Genomic DNA, 19,810 nt, shown 5'->3' with positions numbered 1-19,810 from the left:
TATGATAAATTCAACCGTGACTCAGGCCATTCAGCCATTAGATGCACTGGCCCGCGCTGCGGCGTGTTTTGATCTGGCCGTCGAGGTATCGCACTTAGCCCACAAGGTCGGATTAGCGCCTCAAGATATCGATAATATTGCCGTCTGCCGCTGTGCGAGTTGGATTGGTTTACGGGCCAGAATCGTCAATCAGCCCTTGTCGCGGTTAGGCCATTTGGCGCTGCCTATTTTATTCAATAATGGCGCGCAGTGGTATGTGCTGCTGGCCCTTAATGCACAAGGAGCCCGCATTTATTCTTCTGCCGAGGGCCAGCAGAAACAGATAAGCCAGCAGGCACTCGCCAGTTTGTGGTGTGGTGAGGCGATATTATTGGCGAAAGCCGAACCACAGGGGCAAAAACAAACACCTTTTGGGTTTGGCTGGTTTAGGCCGGTCATCACTAAATATCGCCATCAGTTGCGTAATATCATCTTGGTGTCACTGCTATTGCAGAGCATTTTGCTGGTGACGCCGATGCTATTTGAAACTGTTATCGATAAAGTTTTGGTGAGCCGAGGGATGGGGAGCTTGATGGTGCTGGGGATTGCCATGGTTGCGCTGGCCATTGTGGAGCCGTGCTATACCTTTTTGCGCGGCTGGTTGTTCTCACATTTATCCAGCCGAGTGGGCACTGAACTGAATACCGGGCTTTATCGCCATTTAATGGGGCTGCCACTGGGTTACTTTGCTTCGCAACAAACCGGACAAACCATTGCTAAAGTGCGGGAAATGGAGCAAATACGCCACTTTCTGACAGGTTCTGCTCTTACTATGTTGCTGGATTTAGTCTTTGTCAGCACCTTTATTGTGGTGATGTTTTGCTACAGTGTCCAACTGACATGGATAGTATTGTGTTCTCTGATTTGCTATTTGGTGTTCTGGTGGGCTGCCGGTGGGATGCTACGTCAGCGGGTGGAACGCCAATATGAAGCCAGTGCACAGAATTCGGCGTTTCTAACCGAAGCCATCAGCGGGTTGGAAACCATCAAAACATCAGCCACTGAGCCTCAGTTTAATCGGCGCTGGCGGCACTCATTGGCCGGTTATGTGCGAGCCTCATTTGCCTGTGCCAGAGCGGCCAATGTTGCTGAGCAAGGTATCGCGCTCATCAATAAAGTGACGGCGGCGATTTTGCTGTGGAGTGGCGTGACGCTGGTATTGGCTGGGGAACTCAGCCCAGGGCAGTTTATCGCGTTTATACTGTTCTCGGGCTATGTCACTCAGCCTATCTTACGTTTGGCGCAGATATGGCAAGATTTCCAGCATACGCAAGTGGCGCTAAAACGCATTGGCACCATTTTGGATTCCCCCACCGAGCCGGGCAGCGCTGGGCTGCTATCTAAAGATCATAGGCTAGGGAGTTTGGCTTTTAAACAGGTGCGTTTTCGTTATCGGGCAGATACTGCTGAAGTGATACAAAACCTAAATTTAGAGATTGCAGGGGGGGAATTTATCGGCATTACCGGGCCATCCGGCTGTGGAAAATCGACATTAACCAAGCTACTCCAACGATTATACACTCCGCAACACGGGCAAATTCTGGTCGATGGGCAGGATTTGGCTATTACTGATGCCACCACATTACGTTGCCTGATGAGTGTGGTGTTACAAGAAAGCATACTGTTCTCTGGTTCGATACGCGACAATATATGCCAGTGTCACCCAACGGCGGATGATACACAGGTTGAGCATATTGCCCGGCTGGCTGGTGCACATGATTTTATTACGGCATTGCCACAGGGCTATCAAACGCAAGTGGGTGAGCGGGGCACACTGTTATCAGGTGGGCAACGGCAGCGAATCGCCTTGGCAAGGGCATTGATGGCAAACCCCAAAATACTGATTCTTGATGAAGCCACTAGTGCATTGGATTATGAGTCAGAGGCCGCGATCATGCGCCAGTTACCCGAAATCACCCGCAATCGTACTGTCATTTGCATCGCGCATCGGCTAAATACGTTGCGCCAATGTCATCGTATTTTTGTATTAAAAGAGGGGCAAATATTGGAGCAAGGTAGCCATCAAGAGTTACTGAATCAGTCCGGTACTTATGCACGTTTGTGGCGATTGCAGACCGAGTAAGTGTACGGATGCTGTAAACACTCCATAGAAATTAAATATTCGCTAAACAGAGATTAGACAAGCCGTGTAATTAGAAACTACTGTATATATAATCAGCTTATTGGATGTTATGGAACTTGTCGTTTCAAAAGGAGAGTTATGATTACTCGGCTTGCTATCTCTGGCTACCGTTCTTTACGTGATGTGGTGCTGGAATTGGGGCAGTTGAATGTGATTACCGGTGCTAACGGCAGCGGAAAATCTAGCCTCTATCGTGCGCTACGATTGCTGTCAGATATTGGCCAAGGGCAGGTTATCCAGTCACTGGCGGCAGAGGGGGGGTTACAATCTACTCTCTGGGCTGGGCCGGAGTCATTCTCTCGGGCAATGAAACAAGGAGAACAGCCGATTCAAGGCGTGGTTCGTAATAATCCTGTTAGCCTAAAACTCGGGTTTTCAGGGGCAGATTACGGCTATGCCATCGACTTAGGGCTTCCTGTTGCTCGCGGTGGCTTTGCTGTCAGTAATGCTGGGGTTGAAGGCTCCTTTTTTACTCGTGACCCTGAAATTAAGGTTGAAAGCTTATGGTGTGGCGATGCTCTACACCACAGTAATATTTTTGCTGAACGTCGTGGCCCGAGAGTTAAAATTCGTGATGACAACGGTGTTTGGCGCGAGGCATATCATGGGCTGGCAGCCTATGACAGCATGATGACGCATAGTACCGACCCCCGTGATGCCCCGGAGATTTTGGTCATGCGTGAGCGAATGCGGGCATGGCGTTTTTATGACAACCTGCGTACAGATCGCCATGCACCGGCACGTCAGGCACAAATTGGAACTTACACACCGGTGCTTGCTAGCGACGGATCTGATTTGGCCGCAGCGCTGCAAACTATCAGAGAGATAGGGGACATCGAGGCGCTAAACCATACCATTGCCGATGCATTTCCCGGCACCACTCTGAACATCCAATCGAACTTTGAGCTGTTGCTGGCACAGCACGGCTTGTTAAGGCCCCTTAAAGTGGCCGAGCTATCTGATGGCACATTGCGTTATTTATTGCTGGTGGCGGCATTGCTCTCTCCACGTCCGCCAGAAATGATGATTCTCAATGAACCAGAAATTAGCTTACATGTTGATTTACTCAAACCTTTAGCCCGCCTGATTGCTCAGGCAGCACAACACACCCAGGTGATTGTTGTTTCCCATGCCGCAGAATTGGTGGCCGCGCTTGAGCAGGAAAAGAACTGCCACCATATATTGTTACATAAAGAACTAAGTGAAACGACGGTACAACAAGAAACTAACCCAGATTGGCAATGGCCATCACGTTAGAGATATATAGTTAAAAAAATAAGTTTAAAAAATAATGAGTTAAAAATATAAGGGGCGGTTAGGCCCCAGAGTTACCGATAAAGTTTGCCGATCAATAAACGCTAAATGCGCAGTGGTTAACTTAACGATTTAGATGGTAATAGACTTCATTCCAGCGAATTTCATTTTTGAAGGCTGGCAAAGTGGTGTCGTTATCAATAAGCAGGAACTCAATGCCATGCATTTCGGCATACAAGCGCAACTCATCTACGCCGATAGCTTGCGAGAACACAGTATGGTGCGCGCCACCGGCGATAATCCAAGCTTCGGCGGCTGTTGCTAGTGAAGGCTGAGCTTGCCAAATAGCACGGGCTACCGGCAGTTTGGGCAACGGATGGGGTTGCTCAATGGTGTCGACTACATTAACCAATAAACGGAAGCGGTTACCCATATCGATCAAACTGGCATTCAGTGCCGTGCTAGCGGGAGTCGAGAAGATCAACCGAGCGGGATCAGCTTTACCACCAATACCTAAATATTGTACATCTAACAGCGGTTTTTCTTCTTTGGCGATCGACGGGCAGACTTCCAGCATATGGGAGCCAACCACTAAATCATTACCCGGCTGGAAGTTATAAGTGTAATCCTCCATAAAGGACGTACCACCTCGCTGGCCAGTTCCCATCACTTTCATAATGCGCAATAACGCGGCGGTTTTCCAATCGCCTTCGGCACCAAAACCATAGCCTTGTTGCATCAGGCGTTGAACAGCCAGACCCGGTAACTGCTTCAATCCATAAAGATTTTCAAAGTTAGTGGTAAAAGCTTTAAAGCTACCTTGTTCCAGAAAACGCTTCATACCTAACTCAATACGAGCAGCATCTAGTATATTTTCGCGTTTATTGCCATTCAATTTCACGGCGTCTGTCAGCCGGTAAGTCGCTTCATATTCTTCAACCAAGGTATCAATATCACCTTTGCTGACGGCATCTACCACTGTAACCAAATCACCAATACCATAGGCATTAACCGAATAGCCAAACTGAATTTGTGCCGCGACCTTATCTCCTTCGGTAACCGCCACTTCGCGCATATTATCGCCAAAACGGGCGACTTTCAGTTGTTGGCTTTCCTGTTTAGCTGCCGCGACGCGCATCCACTGGCTGATACGCTGATGTGCTGCTTTATCTTGCCAGTGGCCGGCGATAACACTGTGTTGCTGGCGCATCCGTGCACCGATAAAACCAAACTCCCGGCCACCATGGGCGGTTTGGTTCAAGTTCATAAAGTCCATATCCATGGTTTCCCATGGGATTTGAGCATTAAACTGAGTGTGGAATTGTAGCAACGGCTTACTTAGAATACTCAGTCCACCAATCCACATTTTGGCGGGAGAAAAAGTATGTAGCCAGACCATAACACCGACACAGGTGGTATTGTAGTTGGCTTCACGACACAAAGTAGTGATTTCATCTGGCGTAGTTACCAGCGGTTTCAGCACCAGTTTTATCGGTAAACCGGCTTCATTATTCAGGCTGTTAACGACATGATGGGCATTATCCATAACTTGTTGCAGGGTTTTAGGGCCATACAAATTTTGGCTACCGACCACAAACCATACTTCTGATTGCTTGAATACGTCCATCGAATACTCCATTTAATCAATTTTCATACAGCATACAGTGATAAATCGTCCTGATCATCAAGGTCATAGTGTCGTTTTGGTGACGGGTATGTAGTGTGGCTCGGCCGACAAACACCATTGCTGATAGCGTTGATAAAGCTGCTGATAGCGGGCCACTTGGGTCTCATTGGGTGTCAGGGTGCGCTCAATTTTGCACGCCATATGGCGCTGTGCGGTTGGGACATCAGCAAAAACACCCGCGGCAACAGCCGCAAAAATAGCCGCACCCAATGCACAGCATTGATCCGATGCCACAATTTGGAGCGGCCTATTCATGACATCAGCACAAACCTGCATGATAACCGGCGATTTACGTGCAATACCGCCTAAGGCCAGTATGTTTTCAACCGGAATATCCTGCTGTTCGAAGCATTCCATTATCGCGCGAGCACCAAATGCAGTAGCAGCGATAAAACCGCCAAACAGTGTGGGGGCATCAGTCCCCAAGTTCAGATCAGTGATAACCCCTTTTAGCCGCTGATTAGCATTTGGGGTGCGGCGACCATTAAACCAATCCAACACCACTGGCAGGTTCTCCAATGAAGGGTTTTTAGCCCATTCTGTCGTCAGTGAGGCCAGTAAAGTAGATTCAATCAATTTTAACTGTGGCTGTAATTCTGGCTGTGCCAGCGCGGCTTGATGCAATGGCCAGCTTAATAACCGGCTGAACCAGGCATACATATCGCCGAATGCAGACTGGCCCGCTTCCATACCTATCCAACCGGGCACTACGCTACCTTCCACTTGACCACAAATCCCTGCAATTGCCCGCTCACCGACTAACTTTTTGTCGGCAATCAAAATATCGCAAGTGGAAGTTCCAATGACTTTCACCAAAGTATAAGGTTGAGCACCTGCACCGACGGCACCCATATGGCAATCGAATGCACCACCAGAAATAACCACAGTCGTGGGTAATCCTAAGCGCTCGGCCCATTCAGCCGTAATCTTGCCCACCGGGCGTTCAGCCGTGTAGGTATCGGTGAACATTGGATAATCGATATGGTCGACTAAACGGCTATCGAGTGCGGCCAAAAATTCGCGAGGGGGTAATCCTCCCCAAGATGGATGCCACAAACTTTTATGCCCGGCGCCGCACCGCCCCCGCTGAATATCCTTAGGGGCAGTGGTGCCAGAGAGTAGTGCTGGGATCCAGTCGCACAGCTCAACCCATGACACTGCCGCGTCACGGACGGCTTGATCCGCACGCGTAACATGCAGAATTTTTGCCCAAAACCACTCAGATGAATACACACCGCCGATATAACGCGCATAATCATCAAATTCACCACTGCTGCATAAACGGTTGATTTCCTCGGCTTCTTCTATAGCCGTGTGGTCTTTCCATAACACAAACATAGCATTGGGATTTTTAGCAAAATCAGGGCGTAACGCCAATACCTGACCGTGTTCATCAATCGGTGCAGGAGTTGAGCCGGTCGTATCCACGCCAATGCCGATAATATGCTGACGTTGTTCTGCTGATAGACGGCTAACTAACTGAAAAATAGCCTGTTCCATAGCTTCGATATAATCGAGAGGATGATGACGGAACTGGTTTTGTGCCGCGTTGCTGTAAAGCCCTTTTTGCCAGCGAGGATAGTAAACAACCTCAGTATCAATCTCGGTGCCATGTTGACAATCCACCGCCAATACCCGGACAGAATCGCTGCCAAAATCCAACCCGAGCGCGATAGGGCTGTCTATCGATATAACTTCGCCTGTCATGGTGGTTGCTCCTAACTCATTGCTGAAAAAAGATTCATTGGCAATTGCCCATTGATTGCTAACAAAGATAGGAGTGAGTGGCAGGCAAAGGTGAGGAGCCAATCGCTGGAAGTATGCACTTTTCTGCTTCGTATAGTGTTTTTGTGATGCCAGTCAACAACAAGCAGCCGCCGGGCTAATTTTGTTCGTCTGGCCGCCCGGTATCACCAAAGTTCCATGCTGCATTCGGAATCATTATGGAACCAGGTTCGAGGAATTTTTGCGGAACATAATGGTTATATCCCTTTTTATGGCAGAATTTTTTAAAATCGTAGAATGAATAACAATGCGCTTTAAGGTAAATTTTTCTCCGATAACTTTCGACCTGTTGCTCAGAGTGTGCCAGCTTCTGGGCGATAGTTTTATTACTTGCGTTTTGAAGTACATAAAACACGACATCAAACTCTTCATCAGTAAAAAAATCATCTGGCTTTTCAACTAAGAATGTAAGAGGTAACGCTTGATTAACATATTGCTCAGCGGTGAGTAAATCCAGTTTTTTTCCATGGAAAATAACACCCAGGCATTCTTTTTCTCTATTTAAAAGTGGGAATTTATCAAATATATAAGGTTGAAGTTTTTGTTCGCGGCCAAAGCAATGTATCTCAATTGAAGAAACTCGTTTTTTAGTTATCGCCGCTAGCTGCTCTTGTGCTCTGAATTGGGATGAAAACTTTGCAAAAGAGGGGTGGGGCAGTTCACTCTGTGACAAACCTTTAATACGAAATTTTGGTGGCAAATTTAATAGTTTAAGGAATGGAGTGTTAGCATATAAATAGCGTGAATCAAGGTCTTTGAAACCCCAGACTTCATTACTGCTCTCCCACAAAAAAATGAATTGCGGCGGAACTTCGTCAGGAAGGTGAAAGTATTTGTTATTTTTGCACATATAATTTCCATATTAAATGTTGAGTAAGATTATATTATAAAATGAAATTGATTAGCCATTGTGGATTAAGCGGAACTTGCTTTTTAATCCTTGTTGAGTTATTTATCTTATAACAAAACATCCATTTAAGACAATGGTTCACGGAATAACCATAAACATATTTTCATTAATAAAGTCGAGTTCATTTTTATAAATGAGGCCAAATTAATTCACATTAACAAAACTAATTTTAGGTAGAGGGAATCACCGGTAACCGGTGGAGTCGCACTTGGCTGACGCTGTTACTCGGTATTGTAGGGACTCTCCTATCAATAGCAGGGATTTTAGATAAGTTTACTGATTTTCTCACGCTACTCGGTGTTGTCTTTCCGCCAATATCAGGTGTCATGCTGGTGGACTACTATGTGTTACGCAGCAGCCGCCAATTGCTTGATGCCACTAGCCAGGCACAGACATTGCCTGAATCAACGTCATTAATTGGCTGGAAGGCTATTGCGGCTTGTATCGTGGGCACTATCGGCAGTATGAATATTGAACTTGGTATTCCGTCATTCAATTCATTAATCATTGCCAGTGTTATTTATTGGATAATGGGTAGCATAAAGAAAAAATAATATTTTAAATGATAATGTTGCGGCATCTTACCATAGAAAATTGATTCTTTTAAAAGGAGCTAATAATGATAGATAAAATTAATCGCCCAAAAATAATGGGTTCTAAAGGCCTTAATGAAGAGACTTTTGGTTCGCTCGTATCATTTATGGAGAATAATGAAGAGCCTTGGGGCGTAAAAGATTGCGAATCGCGCTTTATGTATGTCAATAAAGCCACCCTTAAACTTAGCCAATTACCGCTTAATTTTGATATTGAAGGCCGATTAGACAGCGAGTGTCCTGCCCAGTGGGCAGAATTTGCGTCAGATTTACAAAAACAAGACCGGGAGGTTGAAACAGATAAGCAACGTGTGGCGATGATTCAGACCTGTTTATGGGGGCAAGAGCATACGCTTTGCGAAAAACTCCCTCTTTTTGATAATGAAAAAAAATGTATCGGCACTATTTATCATGTAACAAAGTTCAATTTTATTTCTTTATATGACTTATTTAATCAGGAGATTCCTCCTGTATTGGTAATGAAACCACCTACAAATGATTTTAATCAAAAAGAACTTGAAGTGATTTTTTTCTTATTACAATCCCTTAACGCTAAAGAGATAGCGCAAAAACTCAATCTTTCTTACCGCACAATAGAAAATAAATTGCAATTGATATACAGCAAGGCAAAAGTAAACTCGCTAAGCACCTTTAAAGAATACTGCAAAGCAGAAGGTTTGAATCGTTATATTCCTGAACGGTTTATTAAATCGGGTTGTACATTTATTTAGATCTTATGAAAAGGTGGCTAATGGGAGGGCATAAAAAAGTGAGAAGCAATACCACGGCCAATCCATAAGGCTGACACCAGAAACTGTGGGCTAAATAGACAGTATCAGTGGATGGGTGACAGAATAATCCATAAAAAACCACTCTGGCTCACAATTTTGTCATCACTATCGGGCAGCGCAAAAATTGGTCCGATAAACTGAGAGAAGCGCATAAAATCAGAAAGAGACGGCAAGGAGACTCAATGTATCATCGAATGGCTCAGGAACCGCAACCTAACCCCTTGCTGCCAGGTTATACCTTTAATGCTTATCTGGTGGCAGGATTAACGCCTATTCTGGCCGATGGGCCGCTCGATTTTTTTATCGACCGACCCGGCGGTATGAAAGGTTACATTCTGAACCTGACGATTAAGGGGCAGGGCCAAATTTTTGACGGAGAAAACACGTTTTACAGTAATCCCGGTGACTTGCTGTTATTTCCGCCTAAGGTTGCTCATAATTATGGCCGCTCACCTAGCAGTGATTGTTGGTATCATCGTTGGGTCTATTTCCGGCCTCGGGCCTATTGGGCTGATTGGCTAGAGTGGCACAGTAAAGCCCATGAAGTAGGGCGTTTATCCTTACCGAATAATACCAACAATAATTTACTGCTGGAGTTTGATCGGCTGTTTGCCAATATAGAAGAAACCCAAAAGTCTGGGCGGCGTTTTGGCGAAGAGCTAGGGATGAACTTACTGGAGCGGCTGTTATTGCGTTCAATGGAAGAAGACCCCCTCAGCCCGCAACGCATTATGGACCCACGCGTTATCGAAGCATGTCAATTTATCACTGGCAATCTGGCTGGTGAGTTGCGCATTGATGAAGTGGCGCGGCATGTGTGTTTGTCGCCGTCACGGCTGGCACATCTGTTTCGCGATCAGGTGGGTATCAATATCTTGCGTTGGCGCGAAGACCAACGGGTTATCCGAGCTAAATTATTGCTGCAAACCACGCAAGAACCTATTGCCGCCATTGGCCGTGTCGTGGGCTATGATGACCAGCTGTATTTCTCCCGGGTCTTCCGTAAGCGTGTTGGCGTCAGCCCCAGTGATTTCAGGCGTCGTAGCATTGAAACCAACTACCCACAACGTAGCTTGCGCGCCCCTGAATGGCGTAATGATTCAGCGGAAATGACGCGGATTTAACCCGCCAGTCATGTTCAGCAAGAAATTACCTCTTGTCGCGGCAATCATCATGGTGTCAAATCTATTGCTCGAGTGATATCAAATAGCGGGCATGCCCGTCATACTCCAAGCTGCATCTGTGTTGGCTGCTTTCGTTCCCCCAGTCACTTACTTGAGTAAGCTCCTGGGGATTTACTCAATTGCCGCCTTCCTGCAACTTGCATTATTTAGGGCATATATCGGGCAAGAGGAAATACATGATGGCCGAAAAAATAAAAGTGGGTTTACTGGGTTATGGCTACGCCAGTAAAACGTTTCATGCGCCGCTAATTATGGGGACTTCGGGGCTGGAACTGGCGGGCGTTTCTAGTAGTGATGCCAGTAAAGTTCATGCTGACTGGCCGTCGATGACTGTTGTTTCTGACCCGCAAGCGTTATTTGATGACCCTGCCATTGATCTCATCGTCATTCCAACCCCTAATGATACCCACTTTCCTTTGGCTCAAAAGGCGCTGGCAGCGGGTAAGCATGTGGTGGTTGATAAGCCGTTTACTGTGACACTGTCACAAGCAAATGCTCTGAAGCAACAAGCTGATGACGCCGGTCTTTTGTTGTCTGTGTTCCACAATCGCCGCTGGGACAGTGATTTCCTGACATTAAAAACCTTACTGGCGGAAGGCTCGCTGGGCAAAGTGGTCTATTTTGAATCTCACTTTGACCGCTATCGCCCGGAGATCCGCCAGCGTTGGCGTGAACAAGCCGGTGCTGGCAGTGGCATTTGGTACGATTTGGGGCCACATTTATTGGATCAAGCGCTGCAATTGTTTGGTTTGCCAGACCAGCTGAATGTTGATTTAGGGATGTTGCGCCCAGGAGCGCAATCCGTTGACTATTTCCATGCCATTCTCAGCTATCCGGGGCAACGCGTGGTCTTGCACGGCACGGTGGTCGCGGCCGCAGAAACCGCGCGTTATATCGTCCACGGTATGCAGGGCAGCTATATTAAATTTGGTTTAGACCCACAGGAAGACCGGCTGAAGGCGGGCGAGCGTTTACCACAGGCTGACTGGGGCTATGATATGCGCGATGGTATCGTGACACTGTCACATGACGGTGTGCTGGCCGAGAAACCTTTGCTGACATTACCGGGTAATTATCCTGCTTACTATGCCGGGATCCGCGATGCCATTTGGGGTACAGCAGCCAATCCGGTGCCAGCTTCTGAGGCGATTAAGGTGATGGAGTTGATTGAGCTGGGTATCGCTTCTGATCAACAGAAAAGAGCGCTGCCGGTTGTCACTGCAAACTGAGTTATGCTTCCTAAATAGGATTATTTTATAAAAAACCATACCCAAAGATATTGGAGTTGCGGCTAACACCACGGCAGCTTCAAGAGCGAGGGGGTATAGAAGGAATACTAAGGCATGTCCTGGCTACAACGCTTACGGATAGATAAATTTTTATTGGTATTGATACTGGTCGTTATCATTGCTTCAATCTTCCCCTGTGAGGGCGAAGTTAAGGTGTGGTTCGAGCACTTGACGACGGCGGCTATCGCATTATTGTTCTTTATGCACGGGGCCAAACTTTCCCGCGCCGCGATAGTCTCCGGTATGGGGCATTGGAAGCTGCACTTGGTGGTATTTCTCAGTACCTTTGCTCTGTTCCCGTTACTGGGATTGGGCATGAATGTATTGGTTCCGGGGGTATTAACACCAACATTGTATTTGGGTTTCCTTTATCTGTGTGCATTACCAGCGACAGTTCAATCCGCCATCGCCTATACCTCGGTGGCGGGCGGGAATGTGGCGGCCGCCATATGTAGCGCATCGGCCTCCAGTATCCTCGGCGTGTTTTTATCACCGATTCTGGTGGGCATGCTGATGCAAACACAAGGGGGCGATACTGATACTTTGCATGCTATCGGTTCTATCGTCATGCAATTGATGGTGCCATTTATTGTCGGCCATTTATCCCGTCCACTGATTGCCAAATGGGTTGAACGTCATAAAAAGCTGGTTAATATTACTGACCGGTCATCAATTTTATTGGTGGTTTATGTGGCTTTCAGTGAGGCAGTGGTTGAGGGGATTTGGCACCAAATCGACGGCTGGTCTTTGTTGGCAATATTAGTTTGTTCAATGGTGTTACTGACATTAGTATTGGTTATCAATACGCTGGCTGCACGTTGGCTGGGTTTCAACACGGCCGATGAGATTACCATTGTGTTCTGCGGCTCGAAGAAAAGCCTGGCAAATGGGATCCCGATGGCTAATGTACTTTTTCCTGCCTCGGTGGTGGGGGTTATGGTATTGCCGCTGATGATATTCCATCAGGTTCAATTGATGGTTTGTGCGGTATTGGCACAACATTACGCCAAACGGGTTGCTAAAGAAAATGCGGCCAAAGAGCTGGCGAGCGCCCAACCGCTTTTGGCTGAGAATACTGAAACCAAGTCATAGCGAGTTATCAATAAGAAACGCCCGTATTTCATTGAAACACGGGCGTTTTTGTTAGTATTCTTTCAGTCACTTAAGCGCGGATTTTATCGCGCAGCGCCTGTTTTTCTTGTTCGCTAATAAAGGCCATTGTCAGCCCATTTTCCTGAGCCTGACGAATTTCTTGTGGTGTTAGGCCCGCAGCTGGCGCGGCAACATGATATTCATTAGCAATTTCAATGCCTTGCACTGCAGGGTCATCGGTGTTTATTGATGCTAACACCCCATGGCGTAAGAAGATGGCCAAGGGGTGAGCCGCCAGTGAGGCAACCGTGCTGGTCTGAATATTGGAAGTCAGACAGGACTCAATGCCAATGCTGTGCTCAGCTAAATAATCCATCAGCTTAATATCTTCCACGGCCTTAACACCGTGACCGATACGTTCTGCGCCTAACTCACGGATAGCTTGCCAGATACTTTCAGGGCCTGCAGCTTCACCGGCATGGACAGTAATCCGCAAACCGGCATCCCGTGCGCGATTAAAATGGCTGCGGAATAGGCCGCCAGGGAAACCCAGCTCATCACCCGCCAGATCCAGCGCAGTAATACCGTCACGATGCGCCAGTAAACCATCAAGTTCTTGCAAACAGGCTTGCTCACCAAAAGTGCGGCTAAGGATCCCGATGAGACGAATATCAATATCAAAATCACGGCAACCCGATTGGATGCCATCAATAACAGCTTCGACCACACCGGCGACGGGTAACTGGTGTTTCATCGCCATATAAAATGGGGAGAAACGCAGCTCGGCATAATGCAATCCTGCATTGGCGGCATCTTCGACGTTTTCATACGCCACACGGCGGCAGGCATCAAGAGAACCCAACACCGCGACACCCCAATCCAGTTTTTGCAGGAAGCTAACCAAATCAGGTTCAGTCTGAGTGATTTGAACATGTGGACGCAGGGTTTCTAATTCATCAGCAGGTAACGACAGATTAAACTGGCGGCCCAAATCCAAAATAGTTTGCGCACGAATATTGCCGTCAAGATGGCGATGAATGTCAGTCAAGGGAAGGCGGAGGTCAATCATAGGTGCACTCACTCTTTTAAATGGATTTTGTCGGTAAAGTGCAGAACATTATAAAAACAAACCAGTGAAAATAGCTAACTTGTTGCATGAAAAGGTGACTTAAATCTCACTTTGGCACCTTTTAGAGATAAAAAGGTGCCGATAAAAACCGAGCGGAAATGCTATTTCCCCTGTAAAAACTGGATGCCGCTAATCAATTTATCCATCCCAGCTTCAACTTTGCTGCGCGAACAACCGACATTGAGACGTAGGAAGCCGCGACCCTCTTCGCCGTAGGTGAAACCAGGCATAATGGCGACTTTTTCTTTTTCAATCAGCACGTTCTGTAATTGATGATCGTCAATATTTAATGGGCGTAAGTCAATCCACGCTAAGTAAGTTGCCTGTGGTGGCTGCCAGTTTAAAGCAGGCAATGCTTCATGCAACCGCTGCGCAACATAAGCTAAATTGGCTTGCAGATAACGGCGTAATTCATCCAACCAAGGTTCTGCCTGCCGGTAAGCGGCGATATGCGCGACGATCGCCAGTACCGCCGGAGAAGAGAGGCCATCGCGGCCTTTTAGCATTTGGTTGTAGCTATCACGGGTTTCAGTGTCACTGATAAAACCGTAAGCACCGGTTAACGCGGGGATATTAAATGTCTTAGAGCCGGAGGTCAGTAAAGCCCACGGGGTTTGCCCCACCTGACTCCAGGGGGTATGTACTTGATTATCCCAAGTCATGTCCATGTGGATTTCATCACTGATAACCTTGACCTGATGGCGCTCACACAGCTCCGCCATGAGTGTAAGTTCTTCCGCTGTCCAGACTTTCCCTGTGGGGTTATGCGGGCTGCACAGCAACAATATTTTAGTTTGCGGGCGGGCTAGTAATGCTTCCAAATGCGCCATATCACATTGCCACTGATTATCAATTTTTTGCAGTGGGCAACTGAGTAATTGGCGTTGATTGCCGAGGATCACTTTATAAAAAGCATCATAAGCGGGAGTGTGGGTGACGACAAAATCACCGGGCGCTGACCAGCAGCGGATCAACTGGGCCACCATATAGATAACCGACGGGCCATAGACCGCCATTGAGGTATCAATCGAGCAATGAAAACGCTGTTGATACCAATGACGAATTGCCCCGAGAAAATCTTCATGTTGCCAGCGGCTATACCCCAGCACACCGTGCCCGATGCGCTGATTAAGTGCTTGTAAAATAACTGGCGCTGTGGGGAAGTCCATATCCGAGATAGTGAATGGCAGCAAGTCCGCAGCACCAAAACGGTCAGCAATATAGTCCCATTGGGTACACCAAGTACCGTGACGATCGACAGGGGTGGAGAAATCAAACATCAGCATCTCGCTTATCAAATATACCCTTCGCCCTTGACGCCGCAGGGGGTTAGCTGCACTCACTTACCCGAATCACTGACTTGTGTAAGCTCATCGGGATGAGTTTGCTGGCTGCCTACCTGCGACTCCAATGACTTTGGGTATAGTTTCTATGTAATTAATATTGAGGCAACGCTATTTAGCGAATTACCATCCTAAGATGTTGCGAATTGTTCACCGCCTATCAGTGAGTCTAATTCATCTTTCACTGATTGCACTTGTGGGCCAATAACAACTTGAAGGTTATGGTCATTGAGCTGAATCACACCAATAGCGCGGTTAGCTTTCAGCGCCTCTTTATCTACCAAATTCATATCTTTAACTGACATCCGCAAGCGGGTGATGCAATTATCCAATGAGACAATGTTATCAGCGCCACCCAGAGCAGCCAAAATAGCAGGGGAGTTATAGCCAGACTTCCCGGTGATCGCACCACTGGCGGCTTTTTCTGCATGACTGCTGGCGGCGGTCTCATTCTCACGGCCCGGTGTTTTGATATTGAAGTGCTGAATAGCAAAACGGAAAATGCAGTAGTAAGCGACAAACCAAATCCCAGCAACCACTGGCACCCAATACCATTTGGTTGCCGTGCCGTGCAAGATGCCAAATACCACGAAATCAATGAGATTGCCGTCTGTATTTCCGATGGTCACACCCAACAACGCCATGACAGTAAAGCCCAGCCCGGTCAGAATGGCGTGAATCAGATACAGGAATGGGGCCACAAACAGGAACAGGAATTCGATCGGTTCTGTGGTGCCGCCGATGACACACGCAACTACCCCTGAAATCAGCAACCCTTTAATTTTATGACGATTTTCAAGTTTTGCACAGTGATACATCGCCAGTGCAGCGCCCGGTAAACCGCCCAAGAAAGCGGGCATTTTGCCTTGCGACAAGAAGCGCGTGGCACTTTCAGAGAAACCGGTGGTGGTTGGACAAGATAATTGCGCCTGGAAGATGGTTAAAGCCCCGCTAACACTGTGGCCACATACATCCATGGTGCCACCCGCTTCGGTGAAGCGAATCAGTGCAACTAAGATATGGTGTAAGCCGAAAGGTAGTAATAAGCGCTCACCGCTGCCGAAGATCATTGGCCCGAACATACCCGCGCCGTTAATCAATCGGCCCAACCCATTAATACCTGCTGCGAACCAAGGCCAGATCAATGGGACCAACAAGCCGACTAACCCAAGTACCACGGTGGTGACAATCGGCACAAAACGGGTGCCACCAAAGAAAGCTAATGCATCAGGCAAGCGAATGGTATTGAAGCGCTCATGCAGTAAGTAAACAATGATCCCCACGATCACCGCACCCAAAATACCGGTATCAATGGACTGAATACCTAAAATATTCTGGATGTTATGGGTTTTCAATACCAATGGGTCTGTGGTGGGTAACACACCGCTGGTGGTGAGGTAAAAGTTGGTGGCCAGATTCAGTACAGCGAAACCGACGAAGCCAGAGAAAGCCGCAACGCCTTTGTTTTCGCGAGCCATCCCTAATGGAATTGCAATGGCGAACATCACGGGCAAGAAGCTAAAGGCAAATGAACCAACCTTACTCATCCAGGTAAACAATAGCTGGAAAGCAGGGTGACCAATAAACGGTAAGAGAGTGATGACATCTTTACTACTAAGCGAACTGCCGATACCCAGCATGATCCCGCAGAAGGAGAGCAAGGCGACCGGTAACATGAAGGTTTTCCCTAAACTCTGGAAAAACTCCCACAGCGTAATTTTTTGTTTTTTTGCCGCTGACATAGTGGCTCCTGTACTGATACACCTGATGTTAAAAAACGCCGTTTAGACAATATTGATAGATAACGATTGATTGATGGATAACGGCGACTATTTCGTCCCCCTGTCTGGAGGTAAAACAAGATAAAACGTTTAACCCAGATAATATGAGTGATATGTCACAATTACTGATCCTATTTTTGTATACCCTCGCATTTGAAGCTGCAGGGTTGTTAGCTGCGCTCATTACTCGGCCCGTCCATGGGCCTCGCCTCTGCGAGGCCGCTGCAAGCAGCGTTCAAATCGGTTCCAGACTGATTTGTCACCCGAATCACTTACTGGTCGTTGACCCTAAAGTCAATAGATTCATCGGGATTTGCTTGCTGGCCGCCTACCTGCAACTCCAAATTCTTTGGGTATGCCGGGGTCATCATCAGATTAAACGTTTAACTTGGCTTATTTATCAGCAGTTATGACAACAAAAAAAATAACCATCATCGATGTGGCTAAATTGGCGGGTGTGTCCGTGGCGACCGTCTCATTAGCTATCAGTGGTAAAGGACGTATCTCGCCAGCAACCGCTGATCGGGTCAATCAGGCCATTGAACAATTAGGCTATGTGCGTAACCGTCAGGCGGCACAATTACGCGGCGGAGCGTCTGGCGTGATTGGTTTGATTGTGCGCGATATCAGTGATCCCTTTTATGCAGAAATGACCGCTGGGCTCAGTGAGGCAATTGAGGCGGAAGGCAAGTTGTTATTCCTGACGCAAAGTGGCCGTGAAGGCAAGGGTTTACTGCGGTGTTTTGATACGCTGATTGATCAAGGCGTCGATGGTTTGGTGCTGGGCGGTGGTGCTAAACGCGAGATGGGGCTGCAAGAAAAGGCCGCAGAGCATGATATTCCACTGATTTGTGCTGCTCGATCAAATGTGTTGGACGGGGTGGATGTGGTTCGGCCCGATAATATGCAAGCGGCTAAAATGGCAACTGAATTCCTTATTGGCCGTGGTCATCGGCAAATTGCCTATCTTGGCGGGCATTCGCACTCATTGACGCGGGCCGAGCGGCTAGGGGGTTTTTGTGCCACATTAGTACAATACGGATTACCTTTTCGGTCGGAATGGGTGGTTGAATGTGATAGTCAGCAGCAGGCTGCGGCAGATGCCGCCGAGGGGTTATTACGTCATCACCCCAATGTCAGTGCCATAGTTTGCCATCAAGCATCAGTCGCTCTAGGGGCATACTTTGGTATTTTGCGCACCGGCCGGACGATTGGCAGTGCGGGAGTAGATACTTATCTCGATCAGCAAGTGGCATTAATTGGTTTTGGTGATGTCCCAGAAGCAGAACTCACGGAACCGCCACTAACCTTCATCACCAGCTCTGCCCGAGAGATTGGCTACAGCGCCGGGCAGAGGTTACTTCAGCGTATCGCCGGTGTCGATTTACAACTACAAAACGTCATATTACCGCCGGTATTGATTCGCCGCGGTTCGGCTTGATTTGGGTTGATATTACTCTTTTTCTTGAGGGGTATTCTGATTAGCCCCACGCACTTTCCACGGCATCCGTTGATGCCAGGGTTGTGGAACCGGCTGCACAATGGCACTGAGTGCTCGTGCATAGTCCATCACTAATCCCGGTGTCCAGGCCATCATCAATGCCCGTTTACGAACTTGGGCTGCTATCCACAATTCAGGCATGAAAAACACTCTAAAGGTCGTTAACCAGTTTTTGCTACGTGGCGACAGTACACCATCAAGCGCGGCTTCCAGCGCATAGGCGACACTGCTTGAGCAATTGCGGTAAGTCAGGTTATAAGACTCTTCTCTGCGATAACTTTGCCAAAAATTAGACAGGGCTTCAATATTATAATCCCTGAAGCTAATCCTCCGGTCGGAATCGCACCAGTTTGCTGATTCCACAGCATAGCTTGGTTGGAACATCCCTTTGACATCGTTGTCGCGAGTTGCCTTGAGCAAGCGGAAAAACTCTGAAGGGGAGCGATCAAGATCTTCAGCGGGATATAAGCTGATGTAGACATCCGGAGGGGCTTCAAGTGCCGCATGGCCTGTTGAGATTACCCCGGTTTCATCTACTGCCGCAATATAACGGTTAATGACAGGACGTGGTACTGGGCGATTGTTTGCGGAGCCTTCCGGTGTCCAGATATGAACAATGAGAGCGGGGAGTAACGAAAGATCAGTATTCTCAGCTATGATCGCCTCCGTTTTTTCCTGATTTTCTTTAGCACTTTCATATATCAATATATCTGTAGGTTGCATCAATTGGAATACGGATGTTGCACGCTTCATCTGGCTGGTACGCCGGGCCATTTTTAGGCAACTGTACCCGCTGTCGATCATCAAAAAACCGAGGAAAAATGAGATGGTAGCTTGGGAGTGAATAAACAGGAAGAATGCAAAAATAATCTGTACCAGACCATAGAATGCCGCCGTTCGCCAGTGCGGGAAACGTACAACCCAGGCTGAAACGCCAACAAACAAACCGATGATAAAATAAGCAAACCCAAAAATGATCGAGAGCAGCAGATTACTGTAGGTTTGATTAAGGATAATGATCACGGCGCTGAAGAAAAATATCCCGCCTTTAAAATACAGGACTGCTTTTTGGGACCCGACCCCACTTGAGGCCACACTTAATGTTATTAGGCTTTCTAATATAAGAAAAAAACCGAAAGTTTTTAGCGGGAAATAAAGCTGGCCATCAAGCCCGTCGATAAAAATAAGGCTTCCAGCAATCCCCCATAGAAAGCCGATGAACCACAGGTATTTTGACTTTGTTCGAACGAAATCTGCGCCAAAAAGTAATAATGCGATCTGGATCATCT

The 19,810-nt window shown here is 47.5% G+C and carries 15 protein-coding genes; 8 read left to right on the top strand and 7 right to left on the bottom strand.

The genetic code is table 11. The features are described 5' to 3' along the window. Position 1: 1 nt before the first annotated feature. Complete coding sequence (locus tag OVO64_RS03860; protein ID WP_050291716.1) at positions 2-2,122, top strand: type I secretion system permease/ATPase; 2,121 nt, start codon at positions 2-4, stop codon at positions 2,120-2,122. A 138-nt stretch (positions 2,123-2,260) separates the two neighbouring features. Next, complete coding sequence (locus tag OVO64_RS03855) at positions 2,261-3,439, top strand: AAA family ATPase (protein ID WP_038632978.1); 1,179 nt, start codon at positions 2,261-2,263, stop codon at positions 3,437-3,439. 121 nt (positions 3,440-3,560) lie between these two features. Here the strand turns inward: OVO64_RS03855 and araA are convergent, their stop codons facing one another. The 3 genes from araA to OVO64_RS03840 form a co-directional block, all read right to left on the bottom strand. After that, positions 3,561-5,063 carry an L-arabinose isomerase gene (gene araA / locus OVO64_RS03850; RefSeq protein WP_038632975.1) on the bottom strand — a complete coding sequence of 501 codons (1,503 nt, stop codon included), beginning with the start codon at positions 5,061-5,063 and terminating at the stop codon, positions 3,561-3,563. Between the two features lie 63 nt (positions 5,064-5,126). Continuing rightward, positions 5,127-6,830 carry a ribulokinase gene (locus tag OVO64_RS03845; protein ID WP_145540526.1) on the bottom strand — a complete coding sequence of 568 codons (1,704 nt, stop codon included), beginning with the start codon at positions 6,828-6,830 and terminating at the stop codon, positions 5,127-5,129. Positions 6,831-7,005: 175 nt separating this feature from the next. After that, entirely contained in the window at positions 7,006-7,758 is a 753-nt protein-coding gene (locus OVO64_RS03840) for a PAS domain-containing protein (protein ID WP_038632970.1), read from the bottom strand. 242 nt (positions 7,759-8,000) lie between these two features. Here OVO64_RS03840 and OVO64_RS03835 point away from each other — a divergent pair, with 242 nt between their 5' ends. The 5 genes from OVO64_RS03835 (at position 8,001) to OVO64_RS03815 (ending at position 12,767) form a co-directional block, all read left to right on the top strand. Further along, positions 8,001-8,372, top strand: a complete 372-nt coding sequence (locus OVO64_RS03835) for a cytosine permease (protein WP_323744658.1) — start codon at positions 8,001-8,003, stop codon at positions 8,370-8,372. A gap of 65 nt (positions 8,373-8,437) precedes the next feature. After that, the gene (locus OVO64_RS03830; protein WP_235906667.1) at positions 8,438-9,142 is read left to right on the top strand and encodes a PAS domain-containing protein; all 705 of its coding nucleotides are present in this window, start codon (positions 8,438-8,440) and stop codon (positions 9,140-9,142) included. A gap of 242 nt (positions 9,143-9,384) precedes the next feature. Next, positions 9,385-10,326 (top strand): arabinose operon transcriptional regulator AraC, encoded by a 942-nt coding sequence (gene araC, locus OVO64_RS03825; protein ID WP_038632965.1) that lies wholly within the window; start codon positions 9,385-9,387, stop codon positions 10,324-10,326. A gap of 239 nt (positions 10,327-10,565) precedes the next feature. Next, entirely contained in the window at positions 10,566-11,615 is a 1,050-nt protein-coding gene (locus OVO64_RS03820; protein WP_267248653.1) for an oxidoreductase, read from the top strand. A 114-nt stretch (positions 11,616-11,729) separates the two neighbouring features. Continuing rightward, entirely contained in the window at positions 11,730-12,767 is a 1,038-nt protein-coding gene (locus OVO64_RS03815) for a bile acid:sodium symporter family protein (RefSeq protein ID WP_038632962.1), read from the top strand. A gap of 70 nt (positions 12,768-12,837) precedes the next feature. Here the strand turns inward: OVO64_RS03815 and add are convergent, their stop codons facing one another. The 3 genes from add to malX form a co-directional block, all read right to left on the bottom strand. Beyond that, entirely contained in the window at positions 12,838-13,836 is a 999-nt protein-coding gene (add, locus tag OVO64_RS03810) for an adenosine deaminase (RefSeq protein WP_038632959.1), read from the bottom strand. A gap of 161 nt (positions 13,837-13,997) precedes the next feature. Beyond that, a complete protein-coding gene (locus OVO64_RS03805) occupies positions 13,998-15,176 on the bottom strand; it encodes a MalY/PatB family protein (protein ID WP_050291728.1) in 1,179 nt (392 codons plus the stop codon). Between the two features lie 194 nt (positions 15,177-15,370). Continuing rightward, entirely contained in the window at positions 15,371-16,981 is a 1,611-nt protein-coding gene (gene malX / locus OVO64_RS03800) for a maltose/glucose-specific PTS transporter subunit IIBC (protein WP_038632956.1), read from the bottom strand. A 448-nt stretch (positions 16,982-17,429) separates the two neighbouring features. Here malX and malI point away from each other — a divergent pair, with 448 nt between their 5' ends. Continuing rightward, entirely contained in the window at positions 17,430-18,461 is a 1,032-nt protein-coding gene (gene malI, locus OVO64_RS03795) for a Mal regulon transcriptional regulator MalI (RefSeq protein ID WP_267248629.1), read from the top strand. Positions 18,462-18,473: 12 nt separating this feature from the next. Here the strand turns inward: malI and OVO64_RS03790 are convergent, their stop codons facing one another. After that, positions 18,474-19,808 carry an HdeD family acid-resistance protein gene (locus tag OVO64_RS03790; protein ID WP_038632948.1) on the bottom strand — a complete coding sequence of 445 codons (1,335 nt, stop codon included), beginning with the start codon at positions 19,806-19,808 and terminating at the stop codon, positions 18,474-18,476. Positions 19,809-19,810: the final 2 nt, after the last annotated feature.

The organism is Yersinia sp. Marseille-Q5920 (genome assembly GCF_946902935.1).
GTDB classification, from domain to species: Bacteria; Pseudomonadota; Gammaproteobacteria; order Enterobacterales; family Enterobacteriaceae; genus Yersinia; species Yersinia rochesterensis.
This window is presented reverse-complemented; position numbering and strand designations above follow the sequence as displayed.